Genomic DNA, 23283 nt, shown 5'->3' with positions numbered 1-23283 from the left:
CAATGTCGAAAGAGCGGAAGATCAAGAGTAAAAGATCGCAGCCTTCGGCAGCTCCTACAGTGGGTCGGCGTACACAACCGCTCTTCACCACTCAACAGGCCGAGCGTTAGCTCGCCTGCAGCTTGTGATTTTGATCCACCCGCCCCCTCGGCAGGCTGAGCGGAGGTGTTCATCCGGGGATGGGCGCGCAGCGCCGTTCGACGCAGTCGAACTCATTGCATGTAGGTCGAAGCGAAGCCGACCGGAGGGCAATGCCCCCGGATGAATACCGGAGCGAAGGTACCCCGAGCCTCAGCGAGGGGCCGTACGTAAGGGGCGAGCGCTTTTGGTTACTTTTAAGGCGCTTGTTAAAAGTGACTCGCCGTAAGGGCGAAACCATAAGCCGCCGTTACCCAAAAAACGGATATGTACTCAATCAACAACCCCCAAAACCCCCTCCCCATGCATCTGCCGCAACAACACCAACCCACGCTCCAAAAACGCCGAAGACTCCACCACCCCCGCCTCCACCGCCAACCCCTGCAACAGCTCACGCCCGGTCAACTCGGGAAACTCGCCAACAAGCAGCAACAGCCGCCACGCCAACGGACTCAACCCGGAAAACCTCATACCCCAGTCCTCGGCCCGACGCACCAGCAACAACGTCGGCTGAGCCGGCGAAACGTCCGGCTGATAATCCGGCCCCACCCGTTGCACCGGCCAGGCATACGCCAACGGCCAGGCGAGCGGCGACACCTGCAAAGGCCGATCCAGCAGCAACGCCGCATCACCGGCTGCCACAGGCTCGGCGTCGGACTGTTGCAGCGCCATTTCCACCCACTCGTAATGCGCCAGCTCCACCATGAACGGCGGCCACGAACCATCGGCCAACGCCTGAGGTTCACTGGCAAGAAACTCGACAAACTCCTGGGCGATCTCACCGAATTTCGGCGTGCGGGCGCGGTAGTCCCGCAGAAAGATCCGCACCAGCGAACGCCAGTGTTCATCACCCAGAATGTTCACCAGGACCGGAAAGGTGCCACTGAGCAATGAAGACAGGTTGGCGAACACCAGATCGCGGTAAACCTGTGCTCGCGCCGGGTCCATTTCGGTGGGTGGCGCGTTGTGCTCAGGGTCGCGCAGGTACAGGCCCATGGTGGTTTGTTGCTGCACAAGGCTCGACTTATCCACGGTTCACGCCCTCCTGTTGCAAGCGGCGAATGGTCTGCAATTCCGCCACCAGTTCGGCGAATGCCGGAAAATTGAAATCGCGCTCCAGCAAGGTCGGTTGAGCACCGAACCGGGCGTAGGCCTGGGCCAGCAACGACCACACCGCCGGCTTCACCGAGGCGCCATGGGTATCGATTTTCAAGGTGTCGGACTCATCGAAATGCCCGGCGATATGCATGGCCACCACCCGTCCCGCATCGATACCGGCGAGAAACGCCTGGGGATCGAAACCATGGTTGATCGAGTTGACGTAGACGTTGTTGACGTCCAGCAACAGGTCGCAATCGGCCTCGCGCAACACCGCATTGGTGAACGTCACCTCGTCCATGTCCTGTTGGGGCGCGGCGTAGTAAGAAACGTTTTCCACCGCCAGGCGCCGACCGAGGATGTCCTGGGCCTGGCGGATACGCGCGGCGACGTGGTGCACCGCTTCTTCGGTAAACGGCAGCGGCAACAGGTCGTACAGGTGACCGTCATCGCTGCAATAGCTCAAATGCTCGCTGTACAGCGGCACGTGGTAATGATCGAGAAAACCCCGGACTTCCTGCAGAAAACCGACGTCCAGCGGCGACGGCCCACCCAGGGACAGGGACAGTCCGTGACAGGACAACGGATAACGCTCGGCCAGTGCCCGCAGCGCCGCGCCATGGGCGCCGCCGATGCCGATCCAGTTTTCCGGCGCAACCTCCAGAAAATCGAAATGACCGGCCGGGGCCGCTTGCAGGTCTTTGAGTAAGCCGCGACGCAGGCCTAGCCCGGCGCTGGCCTTAGCTACGGGGGGAATGGATGTCTGCATGGTATCGATCTCGCCTGTGTCCAAGGGCGCGGGCCGGTGCCCGCCTTGAGGCACAGTTAATCGAAGGGGTGTATCGGGACTGTGTTCGGCTGGGGTCGGAATAAGAGGTCACTGTGTCAAGAAGGGGTCTGGATACAGTGGGATACACACGATCCTTGCAGGCACTACCGATACCTGTGGGAGCGGCGGTGCGGCGATCCGACTTGCCCGCGAAGAGGCCGGCACATTCAAAAGAGATGCTGGCTGACCCACCGCTTTCGCGGGCAAGCCCGCTCCCACAGGGTTTTGCGTCAAGCCAGGACCTGACGCCCGGGACTTTCGTCGCGAGAAAAAGCAACACACAGCCCCCGAACTAAACTTACTGCACGCAGGACCCGCTTGGTGCCCTGCACACCCCCACGACCACCGCCCAGCGGCGCATGCCTCGCCAGACAATGCCTCTGGACCGTGATCCTGCCAAAGGAGCACACGTGATGGACGAGGCCAGACTCAACGACTTCATGGGCAAACTGGTGAATGACATGGGCGGCGCGGCGATGCTCGCCAACGTCATCCTCGGCGAAGAGCTCGGCCTGTACCGGGCGATGGCCGATAGCCAGCCCATCACCCCCGAAACCCTTGCCGAGAAAACCGGCTGCAACACCCGCCTGCTGCGCGAATGGCTCAGCGCCCACGCCGCCTCCGGCTACATGGAACACCGCGACGGCCAGTTCCGCCTGCCCGAAGAGCAAGCCCTGGCCCTGGCCATCGAAGACTCTCCGGTCTATATCGCCGGGGGCATAGGCGTGGTCGCGTCGTTTTTCCACGACAAGGACAAGCTGGTCAACGCCATGCGCGGCAACGGCGCCCTGCCCTGGGGCGAGCATCACCCGTGCATGTTCAGCGGCACCGAACGTTTCTTCCGCCCCGGCTACAAAGCCCATTTGATCACCGAATGGTTGCCGGCCCTCGACGGCGTGGTGGCCAAACTGGAAGCCGGGGCCAAAGTGGCGGACATCGGCTGCGGTCACGGCGCCTCGACGGTGATCATGGCCCAGGCATTTCCGGATTCGCGCTTCGTCGGCTTCGACTATCACGCGCCATCCGTCACCGTCGCCACCCAAAGGGCCGAAGAAGGCGGTGTGTCCAGTCGGGCCCGGTTCTTCCAGGGCACAGCCAAAAGTTACCCCGGCAGCGATTATGACCTGGTCTGCTACTTCGACTGCCTGCACGACATGGGCGACCCGGTGGGCGCAGCCAAACATGCCTATGAATCGTTGAAAGACGACGGCACGGTGCTGCTGGTCGAGCCCTACGCCAACGACTTGCTCGACGACAACCTCAACCCGGTCGGACGCCTGTTCTACGCCGCCTCGACCTTCATTTGCACGCCGAACTCGCTGTCCCAGGAAGTCGGCCTCGGCCTCGGCGCCCAGGCCGGTGAAGCGCGGTTGCGCAAGGTGTTCAACGAGGCCGGGTTCAGCCGTTTTCGTCGGGCCACGGAAACACCGTTCAACCTGATTCTGGAGGCACGTAAATAACCCCCGAGGGTTGTAGGAGCTGCCGAAGGCTGCGATCTTTTGATCTTGTTTTTTTAAAGCAACGTCAAAAGATCGCAGCCTTCGGCAGCTCCTACGAAAGGCCATGCCAATCTGCGCCCCCCGGAGTGCCGAACATGCTCGACAGCCTGATCCATGACCAGCTTGACCGCCTCCATCAACGCATGGCCGACGCGCCGTTTGCAGTGCTGACCGGTGCCGGCATCAGCACACCGTCGGGCATCCCCGATTATCGCGACAACCAGGGCGTGCGGCGGGGCCGGCAGCCGATGATGTACCAGGAATTTCTCTCCGCCCCGGAGTCCCGGCGACGCTATTGGGCACGGGCGATGCTCGGCTGGCCACGGGTGCGCCTGGCGCAGCCGAACGTGGCCCACGACAGCCTGGCCCGGCTGCAGGGCACGCGACAGATCAGCGGGTTGATCACCCAGAACGTCGACACCCTGCACGACCAGGCCGGCAGCCATGACGTGATCGAACTCCACGGCAGTTTGCACCGGGTGTTGTGCCTCGATTGCGGCAAGCTCTGCGAGCGCGATTCGATCCAGCGCTTGATGGAAACCCGCAACCCGTACCTGGCCGGCGTCGACGCGGTGCAGGCGCCGGACGGCGACACCCTGCTCGACCCGGCCTTCGAGGCACGTTTCCAGGTCCCACATTGCCCGCATTGCGCCGGGGAACGGATGAAGCCGGATGTGGTGTTTTTTGGTGAAAACGTTGCACACGCCACGGCGACCAAGGCGATGGCGGCCGTTGAACAGGCTGCCGGGTTGTTGGTGATCGGGTCTTCGTTGATGGCCTATTCGGCGTTCCGCTTGTGCCGGGCGGTGGTGGACCAGGGCAAGCCGTTGATCGCGATCAACCTGGGCAAGACCCGGGCGGACGACATTCTGGATATGAAGATCGAAGGGTCATGCGAGCAGCTCTTACCCTTATTGGCTCAACGCCTGCACAACTGACCACCCCTGTAGGAGCTGCCGCAGGCTGCGATCTTTTGACGTTGCTTTTTAAAAACAGGATCAAAAGATCGCAGCCTGCGGCAGCTCCTACAGGGATGGTGTGTGCCCCAGGTTTTCTTCTTTGAGTACATCGAACAACGCCTGCGCTGCCGCCGACAGTTCGCCCCCAGGCAAGGTCAACACCCCGAGCGCCCGCTCCACCACCGGATCGCGCAAGGTGATGCAGCGCGCGCCCAGTTCACGCATCTGTCCGGCACACAAGGCCGGCACCGCGCTCACGCCCAGGCCGCTGGCGACCATGCGCCCGACCGTCGCCAGTTGATGGCTTTCAAACTCCACCGACAGCTTCATGCCGCGGGCCTGCAGGTGCTCTTCAAGCATGACCCGCACGGTGGAAGGTCGCTGCAAGGTAATGAACGGCTCCTTGAGCAGGGTCTGCCAATCGATGTCATCGAGGTCGGCCAGCGCCGAATCCAGGGGCACCACCGCCACAAATCGATCGATGTACAACGGCGTGAATTGCAGCGGCGAACTCTGGGTCGGCTCGAACGCCACCCCCAGTTCCACCTGGCGGTCACGGACCATTTCCAGCACCTGCTCGTTGATTACGTCATTGACCGTCACGTTGACGTTCGGGTAACGGGCGCGGAAGGTCTTGAGGATCGGCGGCAGCAGGTTGCCGGCGAACGATGGCATCGCCGCCAGGGTCACGCGACCGCGCTGCAGGGTGAAGCGTTGACGCAGCTCGTCCTCGACATTGTCCCAGTCGGCGATCAGCCGGCGCGCCAGCGGCACCAGGGCTTCGCCTTCGGCGGTGAGCGCCACGTTGCGCGTGTTGCGGGTAAACAGGCGCCCGCCGAGGCCCTCTTCCAGCGCCTTGATGGTCAGGCTCAGGGCCGATTGCGACAGGTGCAGGCGTTCACAGGCCACGGCAAAGCTCAGGCTCTGGGCCACGGCCAGAAAGGCACGGATCTGCTTGACGGTCATACTCGGTCTCTCCAGGGTCTTGTAGGAGCTGCCGAAGGCTGCGATCTTTTGATCTTGATCTCATCGACTCCAGAGCCCGCCAAAAACAAAGTCAAAAGATCGCAGCCTTCGGCAGCTCCTACGCACTGTTGAGTTTTATCTATTAATCAACCTTAAAAATCAACTTAACAAATGAATACTTCGGCGAGACACTCCTTCCCATTCGGCTAGCCAGCCGCCCACAAAGAATAAAAGAGGTGCATATGGCAGGTTTCGACAAGCGCGTGAGTTCCTACGAGGAAGCTCTGGCAGGTCTTGAAGACGGCATGACCGTGATCGCTGGCGGCTTCGGCCTGTGCGGCATCCCGGAAAACCTGATCGCCGAGATCAAGCGCAAGGGCACTCGCGACCTCACCGTGGTTTCCAACAACTGCGGCGTCGACGGTTTCGGCCTCGGCGTACTGTTGACCGACCGCCAGATCAGCAAAGTGGTGGCGTCCTACGTCGGCGAAAACAAACTGTTCGAGGAGCAACTGCTCAAGGGCGAAATCGAAGTCATCCTGACCCCGCAAGGCACCCTCGCCGAGAAAATGCGCGCGGGCGGCGCCGGCATTCCGGCCTTCTTCACCGCCACCGGCGTGGGCACTCCGGTTGCCGAAGGCAAGGAAGTGCGCGAATTCCATGGCCGCAAGTACCTGATGGAAGAGTCCATCACCGGTGACTTCGCCATCGTCAAAGGCTGGAAAGCCGACCATTTCGGTAACGTGATCTATCGCCACACCGCCCAGAACTTCAACCCGCTGGCCGCCACCGCCGGCAAGATCACCGTGGTCGAAGTCGAAGAAATCGTCGAACCCGGCGAGCTGGACCCGGCGCAGATCCACACCCCCGGCATCTACGTCGACCGGATCATCTGCGGCACGTTCGAGAAGCGCATCGAACAGCGCACCGTGCGTAAGTGATCCCCTGCCCCCGGACCGAATGAAGGAATAACGACAATGGCACTTTCCCGCGAACAAATGGCTCAACGCGTCGCCCGCGAAATGCAGGACGGCTTCTACGTGAACCTGGGCATCGGCATTCCGACCCTGGTCGCCAACTACATCCCCGAAGGCATGGAAGTCATGCTGCAGTCGGAAAACGGCCTGCTGGGCATGGGTCCGTTCCCGACTGAAGAAACCATCGATGCCGACATGATCAACGCCGGCAAACAAACGGTGACCGCGCGCATCGGCGCGTCGATCTTCTCCTCGGCCGAGTCCTTCGCGATGATCCGCGGTGGCCATGTCGACCTGACCGTGCTGGGCGCGTTCGAAGTGGACGTGCAAGGCAACATCGCCTCGTGGATGATCCCCGGCAAGCTGGTCAAGGGCATGGGCGGCGCGATGGACCTGGTGGCCGGCGCAGACAACATCATCGTCATCATGACCCACGCCTCCAAGGACGGTGAGTCCAAGCTGCTGTCCCAATGCAGCCTGCCGCTGACCGGCGCCGGGTGCATCAAGCGCGTGCTGACCGACCTCGCCTACCTGGAAATCGAAAATGGCGCATTTGTCCTCAAGGAACGCGCACCTGGCGTCAGCGTTGAGGAAATCGTCGCCAAGACCGCTGGTAAACTGATCGTCCCGGACCACGTTCCGGAAATGCAGTTCGCTGCCCAGTGAGGAATCATTCCATGCAAGAAGTCGTCATTGTTGCCGCCACGCGCACCGCGATCGGCAGTTTCCAGGGTTCCCTGGCCAATGTTTCTGCCGTTGACCTGGGCGCTGCGGTGATCCGCCAGTTGCTGGCACAGACCGGCCTGGACCCTGCGCAAGTCGATGAAGTGATCATGGGCCAGGTGCTGACCGCCGGCGCCGGTCAGAACCCTGCGCGCCAGGCCGCGATCAAGGCCGGCCTGCCCTTCGCCGTACCGGCCATGACCCTGAACAAGGTCTGCGGTTCGGGCCTCAAGGCCCTGCACCTGGGCGCCCAGGCGATTCGCTGCGGCGATGCCGAGGTGATCATCGCCGGTGGCCAGGAAAACATGAGCCTGGCCAACTACGTCATGCCCGGCGCGCGCACCGGCCTGCGCATGGGCCACGCGCAGATCGTCGACACCATGATCAGCGATGGCCTGTGGGACGCGTTCAACGACTACCACATGGGCATCACCGCCGAGAACCTGGCCGAGAAGTACAGCCTGACTCGCGAGCAGCAGGACGCGTTCGCCGCCGCCTCGCAACAGAAAGCCGTAGCCGCCATCGAAGCCGGGCGCTTCGTCGATGAAATCACCCCGATCCTGATCCCGCAGCGCAAGGGCGATCCGCTGTCCTTCGCCACCGACGAGCAGCCACGGGCCGGCACCACCGCCGAATCCCTGGGCAAACTCAAAGCGGCCTTCAAGAAGGACGGTTCGGTGACCGCCGGCAACGCTTCGTCACTGAACGACGGTGCCGCCGCCGTGATCCTGATGAGCGCCGAAAAAGCCAAGGCCCTCGGCCTGCCGGTACTGGCAACAATCGCGGCCTACGCCAACGCAGGCGTCGACCCGGCGATCATGGGCATCGGCCCGGTGTCGGCCACCCGTCGTTGCCTGGACAAGGCCGGCTGGAACATCGACCAGTTGGACCTGATCGAAGCCAACGAAGCCTTCGCCGCGCAATCGCTGGCAGTGGCCAAGGACCTGGAATGGGACTTGAACAAGGTCAACGTCAACGGCGGCGCCATCGCCCTGGGCCACCCGATCGGTGCCTCGGGTTGCCGCGTGCTGGTGACCCTGCTGCATGAAATGCTCAAGCGTGACGCCAAAAAAGGCCTCGCCACCCTGTGCATCGGTGGCGGTCAGGGCGTGGCGCTGGCGCTCGAAAGGGCTTAAAGCGTTCAACAGACGGCGCGGGGACCCACGAAGATCCGACGCCGTCTGGACAACTGTGGCGAGGGGGCTTGCCCCCGTTGGAGTGCGAAGCACTCCCAAAATACTCGACTATTGCCGGGATTCTGGGGCTGCTGCGCAACCCAACGGGGGCAAGCCCCCTCGCCACATCCTGGTTTTTTTATCCCCGCTTTTTCATCTAGACCGAGTCATCGTTCTTCGCGAGCAAGCCCGCTCCCACAGAGGACCGCGCTCGTCTGGACAACTCGGTCAAATGTGGGAGCGGGCTTGCTCGCGAAGGGGGCCGACAAATCCCCCCAAAAACTACAGAATCAACCCACTGTCCGCCCCACTGATTTCTGGTGCGCGGATCGAGCCAGATGGCAAAAAATGCCCGGGCGAGCTGCAGTTCTTTCACATCACGCATAGCAGGTTGGCCTCCTCGCAGATGCCCAGGAAACGCAGGCGCGCAAATTCCGAAGGTTTCATGTATACAAAATCCGCACACAGATAAAGCAATCTGGCCGATGCAATGTTACCGTTGCCACCTCACACAGGTCGGAGACATGCGCGTGTTGATCCTCAAACTGCTGGTGATTCCAGGCTTCCTGCTGCTGATTTCCCTGGCCGGCAAACGCTGGGGACCGAGCGTGGCCGGTTGGCTGTCGGGGTTGCCGGTAGTGGTCGGACCGATCCTGTTGTTCCTTGCCCTTGAGCAAGGCCAGGCGTTCGCTGCGCAATCGGCCACGGCGGCGCTGTCGGCCATGTTCGCGATGATTGCGTTTTGCGTGACCTACGCCCAGGTCGCACAACGGGCCGGATGGCCACTGGCGTTGCTGATCTCGCTGTCGGTCTGGGCGCTGGTGGCGGTTGTCCTGTCGCTGATCCCGGGATCCCTGGTGTTTTCCCTGTGCACCGCCGCGACCGCGCTGCTCGCCGCGCCCTATCTGTTTCCCGCCGTGCAACCGGTGCTCAGTGGCCCCGGGCCGAAATCCGACAAGCTTGTGTTGCGCATGGTGGCCGGTGCATTGCTCACTCTGGTCGTGACGCTGCTGGCCAGCACCGTCGGCGACCGCTGGAGCGGCCTGCTGGCGGTGTTCCCGGTATTGGGCAGCGTGATGGCGGTGTTCTCCCAGCAAACCCGTGGCCCGGCCTTTACCGCCGCGTTGTTGCGCGCCACCGCCACCGGCATGTATTCGTTCGCCGCGTTTTGCCTGGTGTTGGCCCTGGCCCTGCCGTCGATGGGGATGAACGCTTTTGTCCTGGGTGTCGCGGTGTCGGTGGCCATGCTGGGGGTGACCAAACGCTTGCTGGCGCGGCCGGTCGGCCCGACGACGGACACTGGAGGAACGGCCATCAAACGCTAAGCTGCATGATGTCATCGGGCCAGGATGTTGCCCGCCTCTACACGCTGAAGGAACAGACATGACTGCATCTCGCTTGCGCACTGCCCGATCGGCGACCGCCGTGGGCGTGATTGCGATCTTCCTCTGGTCCTGCCTGGCGTTGTTGACCACCCTCACCGAAGGCATCCCGCCCTTTGAATTGCTGACCTTGAGTTTCGGCGTGGCGTTTGCCGCCAGCCTGATCACCCTCGGCCGCCATGGCATGAGCGGGTTCAGCAGCTGGCGCCAGCCCTGGGCTGTCTGGGCCACCGGTTTCGTCGGGATTTTCGTTTATCACGCGCTGTACTTCTTCGCGCTCAAGGTCGCGCCTGCCGCCGAAGCCAGCCTGATCAATTACCTGTGGCCGCTGATGCTGGTGCTGCTGTCGGCCTTCGCCGCCGGCGAAAAACTGCACAAGCGCCAGGTGCTCGGTGCGGTGCTGGGCCTGGCGGGCACGGCGTTCATCATGCAGCAACGCGCCACCCACACGGCGGCGACCATGCCCGTCGCCGGGTATCTGGCGGCGTTCGGCTGCGCGCTGATCTGGGCCGGCTACTCGGTGTTCAACCGTCGTTTCAGCGCAGTGCCCAGCAGCATCATCGGTGGCATCTGTGGCATGTCGGCCGCCGCCGGGCTGGTCTGCCACCTGGCCTTCGAAACCACCGTGCGGCCTGACTTCAATCAATCGGCGGCGATCGTCGTCCTCGGCCTGGGGCCGGCCGGACTGGCGTTCTTCGCCTGGGACCACGCCACCAAACACGGCAACCTGGCGACGCTGGGGGCGCTGTCCTATCTGGCACCCTTGATCTCGACCCTGCTGCTGATCGTCGTCGGCCATGGCCATGCCAGCCCGATCCTGATCGTGCCGGCGCTGCTGATCATCGCTGGCGCGGTGATTGCCACCGCACAGGCGCCCGAAAAAGCACCCGCAACCCGTTCGATGGTTTCGCACGAGTAGAGCAACTATCCCGTACGTCAATCGAACGGGTTTGCTTCAACATCAGCCTCAGTTCCAACCCCTGACCGACTGAGGCCAGCTGCAGCCTTCAAGGGTGATGAAATGAGTGATCAATGTGGCGAGGGGGCTTGCCCCCGTTGGAGTGCGAAGCGCTCCCAAAATTTTCGAAAGTTGCCGAGACTCTGGGGTCGCTACGCAACCCAACGGGGGCAAGCCCCCTCGCCACAGGCAGCCCCCTCACCACAGGAAAGCGACCTCACCGCAAGTGACCGCTCGTTACGGCAGGCTGGAATGCAGCACAACCTCCGTGGGATGATCGCGCCCCACCGCGCGCCCATCCCTGGAGATACCGATGTCTTTGTTGAGAAAAAAAGCCCTTGTCCTGCTGTTGGCAGCCGCTACCGGCCTGGGGGCTTTGAATGCGCAGGCCGCCAAGGCCACTTCCAGCGATGCGCCAGCGCAGAAAGTTTCGATGCTCGGCAGCAAGTTCACCTTCAACCTGCCCAAGGGTTTCATCGCCAACCCGCTGCCGGCCAGCCCGGACGGTGCCAGCGGCACCCTGTACAGCAACGAATCCACCAAGACCGTGGTGATCGCCGCTGAAAACACCCTGCCCAACGGCATCAGCGTCAAGGACAACGATGGCGGGTTCCTCGACGGCACCGTGGCCGACTTCGATGCGGCGCAACACAAGTCCCTGCCCGACTACAACAAGCTCAGCGAGAAAACCCTGGCCCAGAAATCCGGGCTGGGCCTGCGCCAGATCGACGGCACTGCCACGCAAGGCGGTGGCATGACCCTCACCACCACGCTGATGGCCGCCTCCGGCACCCGCATGGCGGTGATCCAGGTGATTTCCCGCCCTGGCGACATGGCAGCCCATGAAACCCTGATCAAACAGATCGTCAGCGGAAAATAAGGCTCAGGGGTTAAGGCGCTGCAACCAGGCGCTCAAGTCCTGGATCTCTTCGGCGCTGATGTTGTGGCCGACACCGGGGTAGCCGTGAAACTCGGGTTCGAGTGACACGCTCTGCAACAGGCTGTTGGCCTCGGTACCGTCGCTGTAGGGAAGGCGTTTGTCCTGTTCGCCATGACCGATGAAAATCGCCAGCGACTGGCGCTTTTCATCCGGTTTTAGCTCGGCCTTGAGCACTGGCAGAATCCGCCCGCTCAACGCCGCGATCCCGCCGAGCGCTTCGGGGTGCCGCAAGCCCACTTCGTAAGACATGATCGCACCCTGGCTGAACCCCACCAGGAACACCTTCTCCGGTTCGGTGTGATATTTCTTCGCGGCCTGTGCGACGAAGTCCAGCAACACCTGGCCGCTGGACTTCAAATCATCGGTCTCACCGTTGTAGGCCCCTTCGCCCTTCTTGCGGAACCACTGATAGCTGCCCGCCTCCATCACCAAAGGTGCCCGCACCGACAGGTAGGTGTAGGACGCGGGCAAGTCATCCTTGATGCCGAACAGGTCCTGCTCGTTACTGCCGTAACCGTGAAGGAAAATCACCAGGGGTTGATGGTTCGAATCGGCGGAGGCCTGTGCCAGGTACTTGAGTGGCAGGTCGGTTTGCAGCGGGGTTTGGGCGTGGACGGCAGTGGATGCCAACAGCGTGAGCAGCGCGAGAATCTTCAACATGGGTCTTCCTTCACGGAATGCAGGATTCGCGCAAGAGCCTAACACTGGTCTCCTGGCAGGAACATCTCGGGCGTGGCGAATGCCGCCATCGCGGGCAAGCCCGCTCCCACACTGGATCTGTGGCGTTCACAAAACCTGTGGGAGCGGGCTTGCCCGCGAAGAGGCCAGTACAGACAAAGAAAATTCCGGACTCAGTCGTTGATCAGCTTCCCCACCCGAATCGGCTCACGCCCGGCGACTTTCGCCTGCCAGGTGCCGGGCTGGGTGTAGCGCCCACGGTCGATGGCGAACAGCACGCCACTGGTGCCGGCCTGCACGGTGGTGACCTTGTCGCTCAACGGGTCGACCACCTCGAACAGCGCATCCCCCTTCTCTACCCACTCCCCGGCTTCACGCAGGAAACTGACCACGCCGTGATGCGGCGCGAACAGGTATTGGGTGCCTTCGAACGGCATACCTTCACAGCAGTCGGCCGGTGCCGCCGGCCAGGTGCCGGAGATGAAACCCTGCTCGGCGAGGAAGCCGAGAATGGCCTCGCAATTGGCCTGGGCCTGGTCGACCCGGGTGTCGCCCATGCTGCCCAGCTCCAGCGTGGTCGCCAGGTTGGCCGGGGGAATCGCCGCCGCCGGGAACGCCCGGGCCAGACGTAACCAGGGCGAAGAACAGGACTCGTCGAACGAGCTGCCGCCGGAGTCTTCACACAACAGCGCCACGCCAGCCTGCAAGCGCGCCGCCAGGGATCGCCATTGTGGCCAGTGCTGCGGCAACGCATAAATGTGGATCGCTGCTTCGAAATCGCAATGCAGGTCGAGGGTGATGTCGGCGTCGCAGGCGTGGCGCAGCAACAGGCGATGCATGGCTTCCAGCTGCGATGCCGGCGCCGGCAAGTCGTCGAGCACCTGGCCCATGGTCTGGCGAATCAGCGCGATGTTGGCCTGGGCATCACTGCCGAGGCGATCACCGACCCGCTCGGCCACCGGTGCACTGAGTTCGACGAACGAGCGGTTGAAGTTCTTGCCGCTGCCCAGCTCGAAACGCCCCATGTGGCTGCCTTGCAGGTGCTGGTCGAGGCCAATGGGATTGGCCACCGGCACCAGTTCGATCACACCGTTCAACTGTCCCTGTTGCTCAAGTTCGGTCAGGCGCTTCTTCAACTCCCAGGCCGTGCGCATGCCCGGCAATTCGTCGGCATGCAGGCTGGCCTGGATGTACACCTTGCGCGGGCCCGCGCCATAACGAAACACGCTGAGGGTGCGTTCAGTGCCCAGATGGCTCCAGGGCAGTTTGTGGTCGATGCGTTGCATGGCGAGACTCCGATGTTCCTTGTGTAGGAGCTGCCGAAGGCTGCGATCTTTGTTTCAAAAGATCAAAAAAGATCAAAAGATCGCAGCCTTCGGCAGCTCCTACAGGGAAATGTGTTGGCATAAAAAAAGTGGCAGTCGCGTCAACGGCTGCCACTTTCTCGAACGGCTGGATTACTCGCCGTAAACGTCAAACTTGAAGTACTTGTCCTGCACTTGCTTGTACTTGCCGTTGGCGCGGATCTCGGTGATGGCTTTGTTGAACTGCTCGGCCAGTGCGGTATCGCCCTTGCGCACGGCAATGCCGGCGCCGCCACCGAAGTACTTCGGATCGTTGTACTCAGGGCCGACGAAGGCAAAACCTTTACCGGCGTCGGTTTTCAGGAAACCGTCGTCCAGGTTGACCGAGTCGGCCAGCAGCGCGTCGATGCGGCCGGAGACCATGTCCAGGTTGGCTTCCTGCTGGGAGCCGTAGCGCACCAGGACAATCCCTGCCGGTTGCAGCACTTCAGTGGCGAAGCGGTCGTGGGTACTGGCACGCAGAACACCGACTTTCTTGCCCTTGAGTTCGGTCAGCGGGTCCTTGACGTCGGTGCCTTCCTTCATCACGAAGCGCGCCGGGGTGTGGTAGTACTTGATGGTGAAATCGACGTTCTTCTTGCGGTCGTCCGTGATGGTCATGGACGACAGGATGGCGTCGATTTTCTTGACCTTCAGCGCAGGGATCAGGCCGTCGAACTCTTGTTCGACCCAGGTGCACTTGACCTTCATCTGCTCGCACAGGGCATCGCCGATGTCCACGTCGAAACCGGTGAGTTTGCCGTCAGGGGTTTTCATCGAAAATGGCGGGTAGCCGGCTTCGATGCCGATGCGGATCGGCTTGGCGTCGTCAGCCACGGCGGTCAGGGACAACATCGACAGTGCCAGGGCACCGAACATCACTAGCTTCTTCATTTATAACTCCTGTGTGCGGAGGCTTTTATTGGCAGCTTCGATTGGCAGCGTTCGGTCCTTGCTTTGTGAGCGGAAACCGAAGTGGCCGGCAGTCTAGAGCGGCTACAGGAGGGTAAATTACGCCAAGGCGACAAATATTTATAAAAAAGTGGCAGCAGGATCGAGTCATTGCGGTGCATTCGCCATGACGGCGCAACGTCTGTCGGACAGATCGCTTTTTCAGACCAGGACTACAGCTCTTTCGGCGCAAACCGACGTACCGGGCCGACTGGCGATACCGAGTGTTTTACGGCACATTGGGCACCCTTGCGTCCCATCGAGAGTAGCCCGATGCCCACGTTGAACCTGATCCAGCACCACCCTGCCGAAGGCCCGGGTGCCATCGCCGTTTGGGCCGAGTCCAGAGGGCTGACGCTGAAGGTGTTTCGCGCCGACCTGGGGCAGTTGCCGCCCGTCAGCGCCGATCCGGTGATCCTGTTGGGCGGGCCTTATGAATCCAATGCCGGCCCGGCCTGGCTTGCGGCCGAACGGCAATGGCTCAAAGGCAGTCTGGATCTGGGCGGCGCCGTGTTCGCCATCTGCCTGGGGGCTCAGTTGCTGGCGTTGAGTCTGGGCGGCCATGTACGGCGCATGGACCGGAGCGAAACCGGATGGACCACGGTGAGCTTCATCGATGGGCAAGCGCTGAAGGTACTCGAGTGGCACGAAGACGCCATCGACCTGCCGCCTGGCGCGCAACTGTTGGCCAGCAGCGAGCACTGTGTGCAACAGATGTACCGCGCCGGGCCGGCGCGGCTGGGGTTGCAGTTTCATCCGGAGTGGAACGCCGAGTCGGTGGCCATGCTCAATGCGCATTTTGGCGAGGAGTCGCCGTTGCCGCGGGGACCGCAGGACGGTGCAGCCTATGCCGAGGTGTTGGCGTGGTTGCAGGCGACACTGGATGAGTGGTGGGTCGCTGCCTGTCGCTGAATTAGATCAAAGCACATTCCTGTGGCGAGGGGGCTTGCCCCCGTTGGGTTGCGCAGCAACCCCGGAATCTCACTAATAGTCGAGAGTTTTGGGAGCGCTTCGCACTCCAACGGGGGCAAGCCCCCTCGCCACAAAGATCAACAGTGTTTGAAGGTCAGCATTCGCAACCGATCACTTCACGGGCCAGCCGCGGCTCAGTGACACTCAACTCAAACCCTTCATCCAGCCACCCGGTCACGCCGCCGATCATCTCCTTGACCGGATAGCCCAGGGCCGCCAGCTTCACCGCGGCCTTGTTGGCGCCGTTGCAGTGAGGCCCGGCGCAATAGACCACGAACAGGCTGTTTTTCGGATAACCGGCCAGACCCTCGGCGTTCAGCAAGCGCCCGGGAATGTTGATCGCTCCCGGTACATGCCCGCGCTCGAACGCCAGCGGGCTACGCACATCCACCAGAATGAAATCGATTTCGCCAGCCTGCTGGCTGCCGTAGACGTCGGAACAATCGGTCTCGAACGTCAGACGGTTGCTGAAATGCATCAGGGCGATGGCCGATGGGGCGGCGGGAATTTCGCGAACCAGACTGGTCATGGGCAGTACTCCAAAGAGGCGGTGGGTGTAGGGAGACTTTATCCGCCAGGCACTTGCGGCTACAGTGGCGCACAAGACACCGATCGGGAATTTTCCGCCAAATGCATCCCAACTCAACCAAGGTCGCGATTCTGGCCTACGACGGCCTCTGCACATTCGAGTTCGGCATTGCCGTGGAGATCTTCGGCCTGCCACGCCCCGAGTTCGATTTTCCGTGGTACGAACATCGCATCGTCGCCGTCGATCAAGGCCCGATGCGTGCCATGGGCGGCATCCAGGTCCTGGCCGACGGCGGCATGGAACTGCTCGCCGATGCCCGCACCATCATCATTCCCGGCTGGCGCGACCGCAGCGCCACGGTCCCCGCAGAGCTCATCGACGCCCTGCGCCAGGCCCATGCGCGGGGCGCACGGTTACTGTCGATCTGCTCCGGGGTGTTCGTCCTCGCCGCCACCGGGTTGCTCGACGGGCACGGTGCGACCACGCACTGGCGCTACACCTCGGAACTGGCCGAGCGGTTTCCCGGCATCCTGGTGGACCCGGACGTGCTGTATGTCGATTCGGGCCAGTTGATCACCTCCGCCGGCAGCGCAGCCGGCATCGATGCCTGCCTGCATCTGGTGGCCCGGGATTTCGGCACGCAAGTGGCCAATTCCGTGGCGCGCCGCCTGGTCATGTCGCCGCAACGCAGCGGCGGCCAGGCGCAATTCATTCCGACGCCGGTCAGTCCCACACCGCGCAGCGATCTTTCCCGCGTCATGCAGTGGGCACGTGAGCGCTTGCACGAACCGCTGGAAGTGCGCGACCTGGCCAGCGAAGCCGCCATGAGCGAACGCACGTTCCTGCGTCGCTTCACCGAAGCCAGCGGCCAGTCACCGAAAACCTGGTTGCAGCAGCAACGTCTGGGCCGCGCCCGCGAGCTGCTGGAAAGCAGCGACCAGAACACCGAACAGATCGCCGAACGTTGCGGTTATCGCTCGGTGGAAAGTTTTCGGGTGGCCTTTCGAACCGTGGTTGGCGTGCCGCCTTCGGTGTATCGGGAGCGGTTTGGGCGTGGGGGCAGTGTTGGTTTTTGAGGTATTCTCGAGGGCCTCTTCGCTGGCAAGCCAGCTCCTACAGGTTATTTGAACACCGCATAACCCTGTAGGAGCTGGCTTGCCAGCGAAGGCGCCAGCCGGGGCAATTCAAGTCTCAAGGCTTGCGCAACAGATAGGTATCCATGATCCAGCCATTGGCCAGCCGCGCCGCCTTGCGCACCCGTTCGATTTCATCCGCCACATCCTTGAGTTTGCCGCTGATCAGGATTTCATCCGGCGTCCCCAGATAGGCCCCCCAGTAAATCTCGGTGTCCCGGTCCGCCACCTGATGGTAGGCATCCTGGGCATCGAGCATCACCACCAGGCTGTCGGCATCGCCCACCTGCCCTGCCGCCAACCGCCGGCCCGTGGTGATTTCAACGGAGCGGCCAATCTGGTTCAGCGGCACCTTGTGTTGTGCCGCCAGGGCCTGGACGCTGGTAATGCCGGGGATCACCTCGAACTCGAACGCGCTGGCGCCCGAGGCCTGGATCGCCTGAAGGATACGGATTGTGCTGTCGTACAGCGCGGGGTCGCCCCACACCAGGAAACCACCACACTGGCCGTCGGACAGTTCCTCATTGATCAGCCGTTCGAAGGTCTGCTGTTTGGCCAGGTTCAAGTCGTCGACACTGCTCCTGTAGTCCACCTCACCGCGCTCGCGCTCGGGGCTGTGGGCCTGGACAAAACGGTAATCGTGGTCGGTGATGTAGCGTTCGCAGATTTCGCGCCGCAAGTCGATGAGCTTGTCTTTGCTCTCGCCCTTGTCCATGAGGAAAAAAACGTCGACCTGATTCAGCGCCTTCACCGCTTGCATCGTGATGTAGTCGGGATTGCCGGCACCGATGCCGATGACCAGGAGTTTTTTCATCACAGCAGGTCCTCGGGGTCGGTGCCCGGCAAGCGCAACCGCCAGCGACCATGGAACCTCAGCTCGACCGCCGACAGGGGTTCGACGTCGATCATGTCGGATGCCGCCCCCTGCAACACCTGCGTCAGCGCGGCGCGGATGACAAAGGGATGGGTAATGGCAACGATGTGTCCGGGTGTCGATTGCAACGCGGTCAACCACGCCCCCACCCGCTCGCCCAGTTGCACCAGCGACTCGCCACCGTGGGGAGCCGAAGCCGGATCCCCCAGCCAATGCTCGAGGGCCCCGGGATCGTTTTTTTGCAGGTCGCCGATGCGCTCACCGCCCCAACGCCCGAAGTCGCAATCCTTCAGTGAGTCGACAATCTGCGCCGCGCTGCCGAACAGCTCAGCGGTTTGCCGGGTCCGCAGTTCCGGACCGCAGACAAGGCGTGGAACGCCCTTGAACTGATTGCAACGGGAAAGCCTGAGCGCTTGCCAATCCATTTCCAGAGGTTCGTCCAATGGAAAGCGCGCCAGTTTCTGTGCGACGGTTCGAGCGTGACAAATCAGGGTTAAACGGGTCGCCTGCACCGGCAATCACTCCAGGGATGGAAAGGAACAACGGCGTCAGGGGACTGCCATCGCGCAATTGTGCCGCAAGCAAGCAGGCCTTTGGGTAATGCCGATCAGTTAAGAGTGACACTGACCTGTGGCGAGGGAGCTTGCTCCCGCTGGACTGCGCAGCAGGCCCATTTGTTGGGGCCGCTTCGCTGCCCAGCGGGAGCAAGCTCCCTCGCCACAGGTTGATCAGCGCTGGCCGCCCCTTGACTGATCGGCATCAAGCCTTGGGGGCGTTTAATTTTCCTGTTTGAAGCGGGCTCCGTCAGGCATTTCCTGGCAGGTTTTCTGTTATCGCTGACTGCAACCAAGGCAATTGCCTACAAGTCTTTGCGACATCGGCGTAGCCCCTGGCTGAAGGCACTTTGCCCCTTTTTCGGGCACGGCCGGACCACGCGAAAATTAACTAGACAGGCAGCACGCGATAATTAAATACTCTTTTCAACGGACTGTTAAAACATGTGCCACGCTCATCCAGCAGGAGCCCGGATGCCCTCTCTCCAATACCCGATCAATGTGCCAGGCCCGGCAACGCCTGCGGCCGAGCCGCCCGTCCCTCGTTTAATGCAGGCAATCCCAAGCAGCATCTGACAAGAAGAAGAGTGGCGCCTGACAACGATCAGATGTCCACCGAATAAATGTGTGGAAAAACCGACAGTGATAGTCAGGTTCGGCTCAAACCGCCGGATCGTTTGATACAGGAGTGTCTCCATGCTGGTCTTGCGTCCAGTCGAGTTGGCTGACCTGCCAAGGTTGCAGAAGCTGGCTCGTGAAAGCCTGGTGGGTGTCACATCCCTGCCCGACGACAGCGAACGGTTGCGCGAAAAAATTCTCGGTTCCTGTGCCTCGTTCGAGAAAGACGTCGAGGGTCACGGCCCGGAAAACTATTTCTTTGTCCTCGAAGACCCGGCGACGCAGCACCTGGTCGGCTGCTCGGAAATCCTCGCCACGGCGGGGTACGACGAGCCGTTCTACAGCCTGCGCAACCGGCACTTCACCAGTGCCTCGCGAGAACTGAACATCGAGCACGGTGTACCGGCCTTGTCGTTGTGTCACGACCTCAGCGGCCACACCTTGCTGCGTGGCTTCCATATCGATGCCGCACGGGTACGCACCGCCCATTCCGAACTGCTGTCCCGGGCGCGCCTGTTGTTCATCGCGGCCCATCCCGGGCGGTTTTCCGCAACGGTGATCACCGAAATCGTTGGTTACAGCAGTGATGAAGGCCACTCGCCATTCTGGGATGCAGTGGGCAAGCATTTCTTCGACCTGCCCTACGTCGAGGCCGAACGGCTTTGCGGCCTGCAGAGCCGCACCTTTCTCGCCGAACTGATGCCGCAGTATCCGATTTACGTGCCCATGCTGCCTAAAGCGGCACAGGACTGCATCGGCAGCATCCACCCCGATGGCCAGGAGGCCTTCGATATCCTTGAGCGTGAAGGCTTCGAAACCAACAGCTACATCGATCTGTTCGATGGCGGCCCGACGCTCTATGCGCGCACCTCGGGCATTCGGTCCATAGCCCACAGCCAGTGTGGCCTCACGCAGTCTGGCCCGGTGAACGATGCCCGGGGCAGCTATCTGGTGAGCAACGAGTCCTTGACGGATTATCGGGCCATCGTCGCCGATCTTGATTACATCGCCGGGCAATCCGTCACGCTGGACGCGGCCATGTGCACAGCGCTGAAGGTCACCGAAGGCAGCCCGGTCAGGCTGATCGCCCTGTGAGTGCTCGCCTGGGTCAACGCCAACGCCTGAACACCCATGAACAAGGAACAGCCGCATGATTGTCCGTCCGGTCCAGATCACCGACCTGCCCGCCTTGTTCACGCTGGTGCGTCAGGCCAGCCCCGGACTCACCAGCCTGCCGGCCGACGAAGAACGCCTGGCCTACCGGATCCGTTGGGCCCAACGCACTTTCGCCGGGCAGGTCGATCGGGCCGATGCCGATTACCTGTTCGTGCTCGAGGACGACGAGCAGCAAGTGGTGGGCGTCAGCGCCCTGACGGGTGGAATCGGTCTGCGTGAGCCCTGGTACAACTACCGGGTCGGGCTGACGGTCAGTGCTTGCGCGGACCTGGGTATCCAGCGCCAGATCCCGACCCTGTTCCTGAGCAACGAATTGACCGGGCAATCGGAAGTCTGCTCGTTGTACCTGCGCCCCGACCAGCGCCGGGGAAGCAACGGCCGTTTGCTTTCGCTCGGGCGTTTGTTGTTCGTGGCCGAGTTTACGCAGCTGTTCGGCAACCGGCTGATCGCCGAATTACGCGGCAGTACCGACGAACGAGGCGGCTCACCGTTCTGGGACAGCCTCGGCCGGCATTTTTTCAAGATGGATTTCAGCCATGCCGACCACTTGTCCGGGCTGGGCAACAAATCGTTCATCGCCGAACTCATGCCACGCCAGCCGCTGTACACCTGCCTGCTCACCGAACAGGCCCAGGCGGTGATCGGCAAGCCCCACCCGAACACCGAGCCGGCCCTGAAAATCCTCAGCGCCGAAGGTTTTGCCCACAACGGCCATATCGATATCTTCGACGGCGGACCGGTCATCGAGGCCCCGGTTTCCGGTATCCGCACCGTGTGCGACAGCCGACCGCTGCAACTGGCCATCGGCTCGCCGGACGCCAACGATCCGCTCTGGCTGATTCACAATAGGCGCCTGGAAAACTGCCGCATTACCTGCGTCCCGGCCCGACTGGCGGGCAACAGCCTGGTGGTCGATCGCCTGACCGCCAAGCGCTTGCAGCTGCAGCCCGGCGACTCGGTGCGCGCCGTGCCGCTGCTCAACCAGCGGCACCAGGCCGCAGCAGCGTGACCTATCAGCTTGCTGCCTCAGGCGTCAATCCGGCTTACCCAGCAAATTCGTCATCATTCTCCCCCTGCGCGCGTGATAGCCTTTTATTTCTTTGGCGTTGACACTTTTGCTCAAGCCCTTCCATTCCATTGGTGGAACTCATATGTCCAGGCTTTCCCATCAAGATTTGCGCCGCAATTTTCGCCAACTGTTCGCCTCCAACACCTGCTACCACACGGCCTCGGTGTTCGACCCGATGTCGGCGCGCATCGCCGCCGACCTGGGTTTCGAAGTCGGGATCCTGGGTGGCTCGGTCGCCTCGCTGCAGGTGCTGGGCGCCCCTGACTTTGCCCTGATCACCCTCAGCGAGTTCGCTGAACAGGCCACCCGCATCGGCCGCGTTGCCCAGTTGCCGGTGATTGCCGATGCCGACCACGGCTACGGCAACGCGCTCAACGTCATGCGCACCATCGTCGAGCTCGAACGCGCCGGCGTCGCCGCGCTGACCATCGAAGACACCCTACTGCCCGCGCAGTTCGGCCGCAAATCCACCGACCTGATCACGGTCGCCGAAGGCGTCGGCAAGATCCGCGCGGCACTGGAAGCCCGCTGCGATAAGGAAATGGCGATCATCGCCCGCACCCACGCCGGGATTCTGCCGGTGCAGGAAATCATCAGCCGCACCCGGCAATACCAGCAAGCCGGGGCCGACGGGATCTGCATGGTGGGTGTAAAGGACTTCGACCATCTGGAGCAGATCGCCGAGCACCTGAGCGTGCCGCTAATGCTGGTCACCTACGGCAACCCGCTGCTGCGCGACGACAAGCGCCTGGCGGAACTGGGCGTGCGCGTGACCATCGACGGCCATGGTGCCTACTTCGCCGCGATCAAGGCGACCTACGACAGCCTGCGCGAACAACGCCAGATCCTCACCCAGACCTCGGACCTGAGCGCGACCGAGCTGACTCACACCTACACGCAACCTGAGGAATACATCCGCTACGCGGAAGAGTTCATGAGCGTGAAGGAGTGAGGGTTTCATGCCGCTGACAGCGTGAACCGACACGCCGCCATCGCGGGCAAGCCCGCTCCCACAGTTGGTTTTTGTTGAACACAAATCTTGTATTCACCCAGATCCTTGTGGGAGCGGGCTTGCTCGCGAAGAGGCCATCACTGCCAACATCCCTGCGGCCTGACACTCCGCCTTCGCGAGCAAGCCCGCTCCCACAGTTGATTTCTGTTGAACACAAATTTTGTATTCACCCCAGATCCTTGTGGGAGCGGGCTTGCCCGCGAAGGGCCATCACTGCCAACATCCATGCCGCCTGACACTCCGCCTTCGCGGGCAAGCCCGCTCCCACAGTTGGTTTTTGTTGAACACAAATCTTGTATTCACCCAGATCCTTGTGGGAGCGGTCTTGCCCGCGATGAGGCCATCACTGCCAACATCCCTGCTGCCTGACACACCGCCATCGCGGGCAAGCCCGCTCCCACAGTTGGTTTCTGTTGAACACAAATCTTGTATTCACCCAGATCCTTGTGGGAGCGGGCTTGCCCGCGATGAGGCCATCACTGCCAACATCCCTGCTGCCTGACACACCGCCATCGCGGGCAAGCCCGCTCCCACAGTTGGTTTTTGTTGAACACAAATCTTGTATTCACCCCAGATCCTTGTGGGAGCGGGCTTGCCCGCGATGAGGCCATCACTGCCAACATCCCTGCTGCCTGACACTGCGCCATCGCGGGCAAGCCCGCTCCCACAGTTGGTTTTTGTTGAACACAAATCTTGTATTCGCCCAGATACTTGTGGGAGCGGTCTTGCC

22 protein-coding genes are annotated in these 23283 nt (G+C 62.0%); 13 read left to right on the top strand and 9 right to left on the bottom strand.

Features of this window, described 5'->3' with window-relative positions:
• Positions 1–411 precede the first annotated feature (411 nt).
• Both ACEN83_RS11150 and ACEN83_RS11145 read right to left on the bottom strand, forming a co-directional pair.
• Complete coding sequence (locus tag ACEN83_RS11150) at positions 412–1170, bottom strand: HvfC family RiPP maturation protein (protein WP_495580285.1); 759 nt, start codon at positions 1168–1170, stop codon at positions 412–414.
• A complete protein-coding gene (locus tag ACEN83_RS11145) occupies positions 1163–2005 on the bottom strand; it encodes an HvfB family MNIO-type RiPP peptide maturase (RefSeq protein ID WP_495580284.1) in 843 nt (280 codons plus the stop codon). Before ACEN83_RS11145 ends, ACEN83_RS11150 begins: the two co-directional genes overlap by 8 nt.
• Positions 2006–2478: 473 nt before the next feature.
• Between ACEN83_RS11145 and ACEN83_RS11140 the strand changes: the two genes are divergently transcribed.
• Both ACEN83_RS11140 and ACEN83_RS11135 read left to right on the top strand, forming a co-directional pair.
• The gene (locus tag ACEN83_RS11140; RefSeq protein WP_495580283.1) at positions 2479–3525 is read left to right on the top strand and encodes a class I SAM-dependent methyltransferase; all 1047 of its coding nucleotides are present in this window, start codon (positions 2479–2481) and stop codon (positions 3523–3525) included.
• A gap of 134 nt (positions 3526–3659) precedes the next feature.
• On the top strand, positions 3660–4502 hold the full coding sequence (locus tag ACEN83_RS11135; RefSeq protein WP_495580282.1) for an NAD-dependent protein deacetylase: 843 nt from the start codon (positions 3660–3662) through the stop codon (positions 4500–4502).
• Between the two features lie 87 nt (positions 4503–4589).
• Here ACEN83_RS11135 and ACEN83_RS11130 read toward each other — a convergent pair whose 3' ends face one another.
• Positions 4590–5489, bottom strand: a complete 900-nt coding sequence (locus tag ACEN83_RS11130) for a LysR family transcriptional regulator (RefSeq protein WP_495580281.1) — start codon at positions 5487–5489, stop codon at positions 4590–4592.
• Between the two features lie 242 nt (positions 5490–5731).
• On the opposite strand from ACEN83_RS11130, the gene ACEN83_RS11125 reads away from it, so the two are divergent.
• From ACEN83_RS11125 to ACEN83_RS11100, 6 genes are all read left to right on the top strand, one after another.
• A complete protein-coding gene (locus ACEN83_RS11125; protein ID WP_007975747.1) occupies positions 5732–6430 on the top strand; it encodes a CoA transferase subunit A in 699 nt (232 codons plus the stop codon).
• 36 nt (positions 6431–6466) lie between these two features.
• Entirely contained in the window at positions 6467–7132 is a 666-nt protein-coding gene (locus ACEN83_RS11120) for a CoA transferase subunit B (RefSeq protein ID WP_007975748.1), read from the top strand.
• 11 nt (positions 7133–7143) lie between these two features.
• Complete coding sequence (locus tag ACEN83_RS11115) at positions 7144–8325, top strand: acetyl-CoA C-acetyltransferase (RefSeq protein WP_495580280.1); 1182 nt, start codon at positions 7144–7146, stop codon at positions 8323–8325.
• A gap of 569 nt (positions 8326–8894) precedes the next feature.
• Positions 8895–9689: a hypothetical protein gene (locus ACEN83_RS11110; RefSeq protein ID WP_495580866.1), complete on the top strand. Its 795-nt coding sequence runs from the start codon at positions 8895–8897 to the stop codon at positions 9687–9689.
• Between the two features lie 58 nt (positions 9690–9747).
• Complete coding sequence (yddG, locus tag ACEN83_RS11105) at positions 9748–10665, top strand: aromatic amino acid exporter YddG (RefSeq protein WP_495580279.1); 918 nt, start codon at positions 9748–9750, stop codon at positions 10663–10665.
• Between the two features lie 352 nt (positions 10666–11017).
• Positions 11018–11584, top strand: coding sequence for a DcrB/PsbP domain-containing protein (locus ACEN83_RS11100; RefSeq protein ID WP_495580278.1), 567 nt, complete (start codon positions 11018–11020; stop codon positions 11582–11584).
• 3 nt (positions 11585–11587) lie between these two features.
• On the opposite strand, the gene ACEN83_RS11095 is transcribed toward ACEN83_RS11100, so the two are convergent.
• The 3 genes from ACEN83_RS11095 to ACEN83_RS11085 form a co-directional block, all read right to left on the bottom strand.
• A complete protein-coding gene (locus ACEN83_RS11095; RefSeq protein WP_495580277.1) occupies positions 11588–12304 on the bottom strand; it encodes an alpha/beta hydrolase in 717 nt (238 codons plus the stop codon).
• A gap of 191 nt (positions 12305–12495) precedes the next feature.
• Positions 12496–13608 carry a succinylglutamate desuccinylase/aspartoacylase family protein gene (locus tag ACEN83_RS11090; RefSeq protein ID WP_495580276.1) on the bottom strand — a complete coding sequence of 371 codons (1113 nt, stop codon included), beginning with the start codon at positions 13606–13608 and terminating at the stop codon, positions 12496–12498.
• A 171-nt stretch (positions 13609–13779) separates the two neighbouring features.
• Positions 13780–14559, bottom strand: coding sequence for an ABC transporter substrate-binding protein (locus tag ACEN83_RS11085; protein ID WP_007975754.1), 780 nt, complete (start codon positions 14557–14559; stop codon positions 13780–13782).
• A gap of 330 nt (positions 14560–14889) precedes the next feature.
• Here ACEN83_RS11085 and ACEN83_RS11080 point away from each other — a divergent pair, with 330 nt between their 5' ends.
• Entirely contained in the window at positions 14890–15528 is a 639-nt protein-coding gene (locus ACEN83_RS11080; protein ID WP_495580275.1) for a type 1 glutamine amidotransferase, read from the top strand.
• Between the two features lie 154 nt (positions 15529–15682).
• Here the strand turns inward: ACEN83_RS11080 and ACEN83_RS11075 are convergent, their stop codons facing one another.
• Entirely contained in the window at positions 15683–16117 is a 435-nt protein-coding gene (locus ACEN83_RS11075) for a rhodanese-like domain-containing protein (protein WP_495580274.1), read from the bottom strand.
• Positions 16118–16218: 101 nt separating this feature from the next.
• Here ACEN83_RS11075 and ftrA point away from each other — a divergent pair, with 101 nt between their 5' ends.
• Positions 16219–17193 carry a transcriptional regulator FtrA gene (gene ftrA, locus ACEN83_RS11070; RefSeq protein ID WP_495580273.1) on the top strand — a complete coding sequence of 325 codons (975 nt, stop codon included), beginning with the start codon at positions 16219–16221 and terminating at the stop codon, positions 17191–17193.
• A 115-nt stretch (positions 17194–17308) separates the two neighbouring features.
• Here ftrA and cobF read toward each other — a convergent pair whose 3' ends face one another.
• Positions 17309–18064, bottom strand: coding sequence for a precorrin-6A synthase (deacetylating) (gene cobF, locus ACEN83_RS11065; protein ID WP_495580272.1), 756 nt, complete (start codon positions 18062–18064; stop codon positions 17309–17311).
• Entirely contained in the window at positions 18064–18636 is a 573-nt protein-coding gene (locus ACEN83_RS11060; RefSeq protein ID WP_495580271.1) for a histidine phosphatase family protein, read from the bottom strand. Before ACEN83_RS11060 ends, cobF begins: the two co-directional genes overlap by 1 nt.
• 738 nt (positions 18637–19374) lie before the next feature.
• Here ACEN83_RS11060 and ACEN83_RS11055 point away from each other — a divergent pair.
• The 3 genes from ACEN83_RS11055 (at position 19375) to ACEN83_RS11045 (ending at position 22493) form a co-directional block, all read left to right on the top strand.
• Positions 19375–20391, top strand: coding sequence for an arginine N-succinyltransferase (locus ACEN83_RS11055; RefSeq protein WP_495580270.1), 1017 nt, complete (start codon positions 19375–19377; stop codon positions 20389–20391).
• A 55-nt stretch (positions 20392–20446) separates the two neighbouring features.
• Positions 20447–21481, top strand: a complete 1035-nt coding sequence (gene astA, locus ACEN83_RS11050) for an arginine N-succinyltransferase (protein WP_495580269.1) — start codon at positions 20447–20449, stop codon at positions 21479–21481.
• Positions 21482–21623: 142 nt separating this feature from the next.
• Positions 21624–22493, top strand: a complete 870-nt coding sequence (locus tag ACEN83_RS11045; protein WP_007975765.1) for an isocitrate lyase/PEP mutase family protein — start codon at positions 21624–21626, stop codon at positions 22491–22493.
• Positions 22494–23283: the final 790 nt, after the last annotated feature.

It is taken from the genome of Pseudomonas sp. Pseusp49 (assembly GCF_059491875.1).
The sequence above is the reverse complement of the archived record's forward strand: the minus strand, read 5'-3'. Positions and strand labels throughout refer to the sequence as shown.

Excerpts from the sequence above, each read along its gene's own strand:
- ACEN83_RS11125 (WP_007975747.1), top strand. The coding sequence starts at position 5,732 with ATGGCAGGTTTCGACAAGCGCGTGAGTTCCTACGAGGAAGCTCTGGCA.
- ACEN83_RS11080 (WP_495580275.1), top strand. The coding sequence starts at position 14,890 with ATGCCCACGTTGAACCTGATCCAGCACCACCCTGCCGAAGGCCCGGGT.
- ACEN83_RS11045 (WP_007975765.1), top strand. The coding sequence starts at position 21,624 with ATGTCCAGGCTTTCCCATCAAGATTTGCGCCGCAATTTTCGCCAACTG.
- ACEN83_RS11090 (WP_495580276.1), bottom strand. The coding sequence starts at position 13,608 with ATGCAACGCATCGACCACAAACTGCCCTGGAGCCATCTGGGCACTGAA.
- ACEN83_RS11095 (WP_495580277.1), bottom strand. The coding sequence starts at position 12,304 with ATGTTGAAGATTCTCGCGCTGCTCACGCTGTTGGCATCCACTGCCGTC.
- yddG (WP_495580279.1), top strand. The coding sequence starts at position 9,748 with ATGACTGCATCTCGCTTGCGCACTGCCCGATCGGCGACCGCCGTGGGC.
- astA (WP_495580269.1), top strand. The coding sequence starts at position 20,447 with ATGATTGTCCGTCCGGTCCAGATCACCGACCTGCCCGCCTTGTTCACG.
- ACEN83_RS11140 (WP_495580283.1), top strand. The coding sequence starts at position 2,479 with ATGGACGAGGCCAGACTCAACGACTTCATGGGCAAACTGGTGAATGAC.
- ACEN83_RS11145 (WP_495580284.1), bottom strand. The coding sequence starts at position 2,005 with ATGCAGACATCCATTCCCCCCGTAGCTAAGGCCAGCGCCGGGCTAGGC.
- ACEN83_RS11130 (WP_495580281.1), bottom strand. The coding sequence starts at position 5,489 with ATGACCGTCAAGCAGATCCGTGCCTTTCTGGCCGTGGCCCAGAGCCTG.
- ACEN83_RS11085 (WP_007975754.1), bottom strand. The coding sequence starts at position 14,559 with ATGAAGAAGCTAGTGATGTTCGGTGCCCTGGCACTGTCGATGTTGTCC.
- ACEN83_RS11120 (WP_007975748.1), top strand. The coding sequence starts at position 6,467 with ATGGCACTTTCCCGCGAACAAATGGCTCAACGCGTCGCCCGCGAAATG.
- cobF (WP_495580272.1), bottom strand. The coding sequence starts at position 18,064 with ATGAAAAAACTCCTGGTCATCGGCATCGGTGCCGGCAATCCCGACTAC.
- ACEN83_RS11055 (WP_495580270.1), top strand. The coding sequence starts at position 19,375 with ATGCTGGTCTTGCGTCCAGTCGAGTTGGCTGACCTGCCAAGGTTGCAG.
- ACEN83_RS11100 (WP_495580278.1), top strand. The coding sequence starts at position 11,018 with ATGTCTTTGTTGAGAAAAAAAGCCCTTGTCCTGCTGTTGGCAGCCGCT.
- ACEN83_RS11135 (WP_495580282.1), top strand. The coding sequence starts at position 3,660 with ATGCTCGACAGCCTGATCCATGACCAGCTTGACCGCCTCCATCAACGC.
- ftrA (WP_495580273.1), top strand. The coding sequence starts at position 16,219 with ATGCATCCCAACTCAACCAAGGTCGCGATTCTGGCCTACGACGGCCTC.
- ACEN83_RS11075 (WP_495580274.1), bottom strand. The coding sequence starts at position 16,117 with ATGACCAGTCTGGTTCGCGAAATTCCCGCCGCCCCATCGGCCATCGCC.
- ACEN83_RS11115 (WP_495580280.1), top strand. The coding sequence starts at position 7,144 with ATGCAAGAAGTCGTCATTGTTGCCGCCACGCGCACCGCGATCGGCAGT.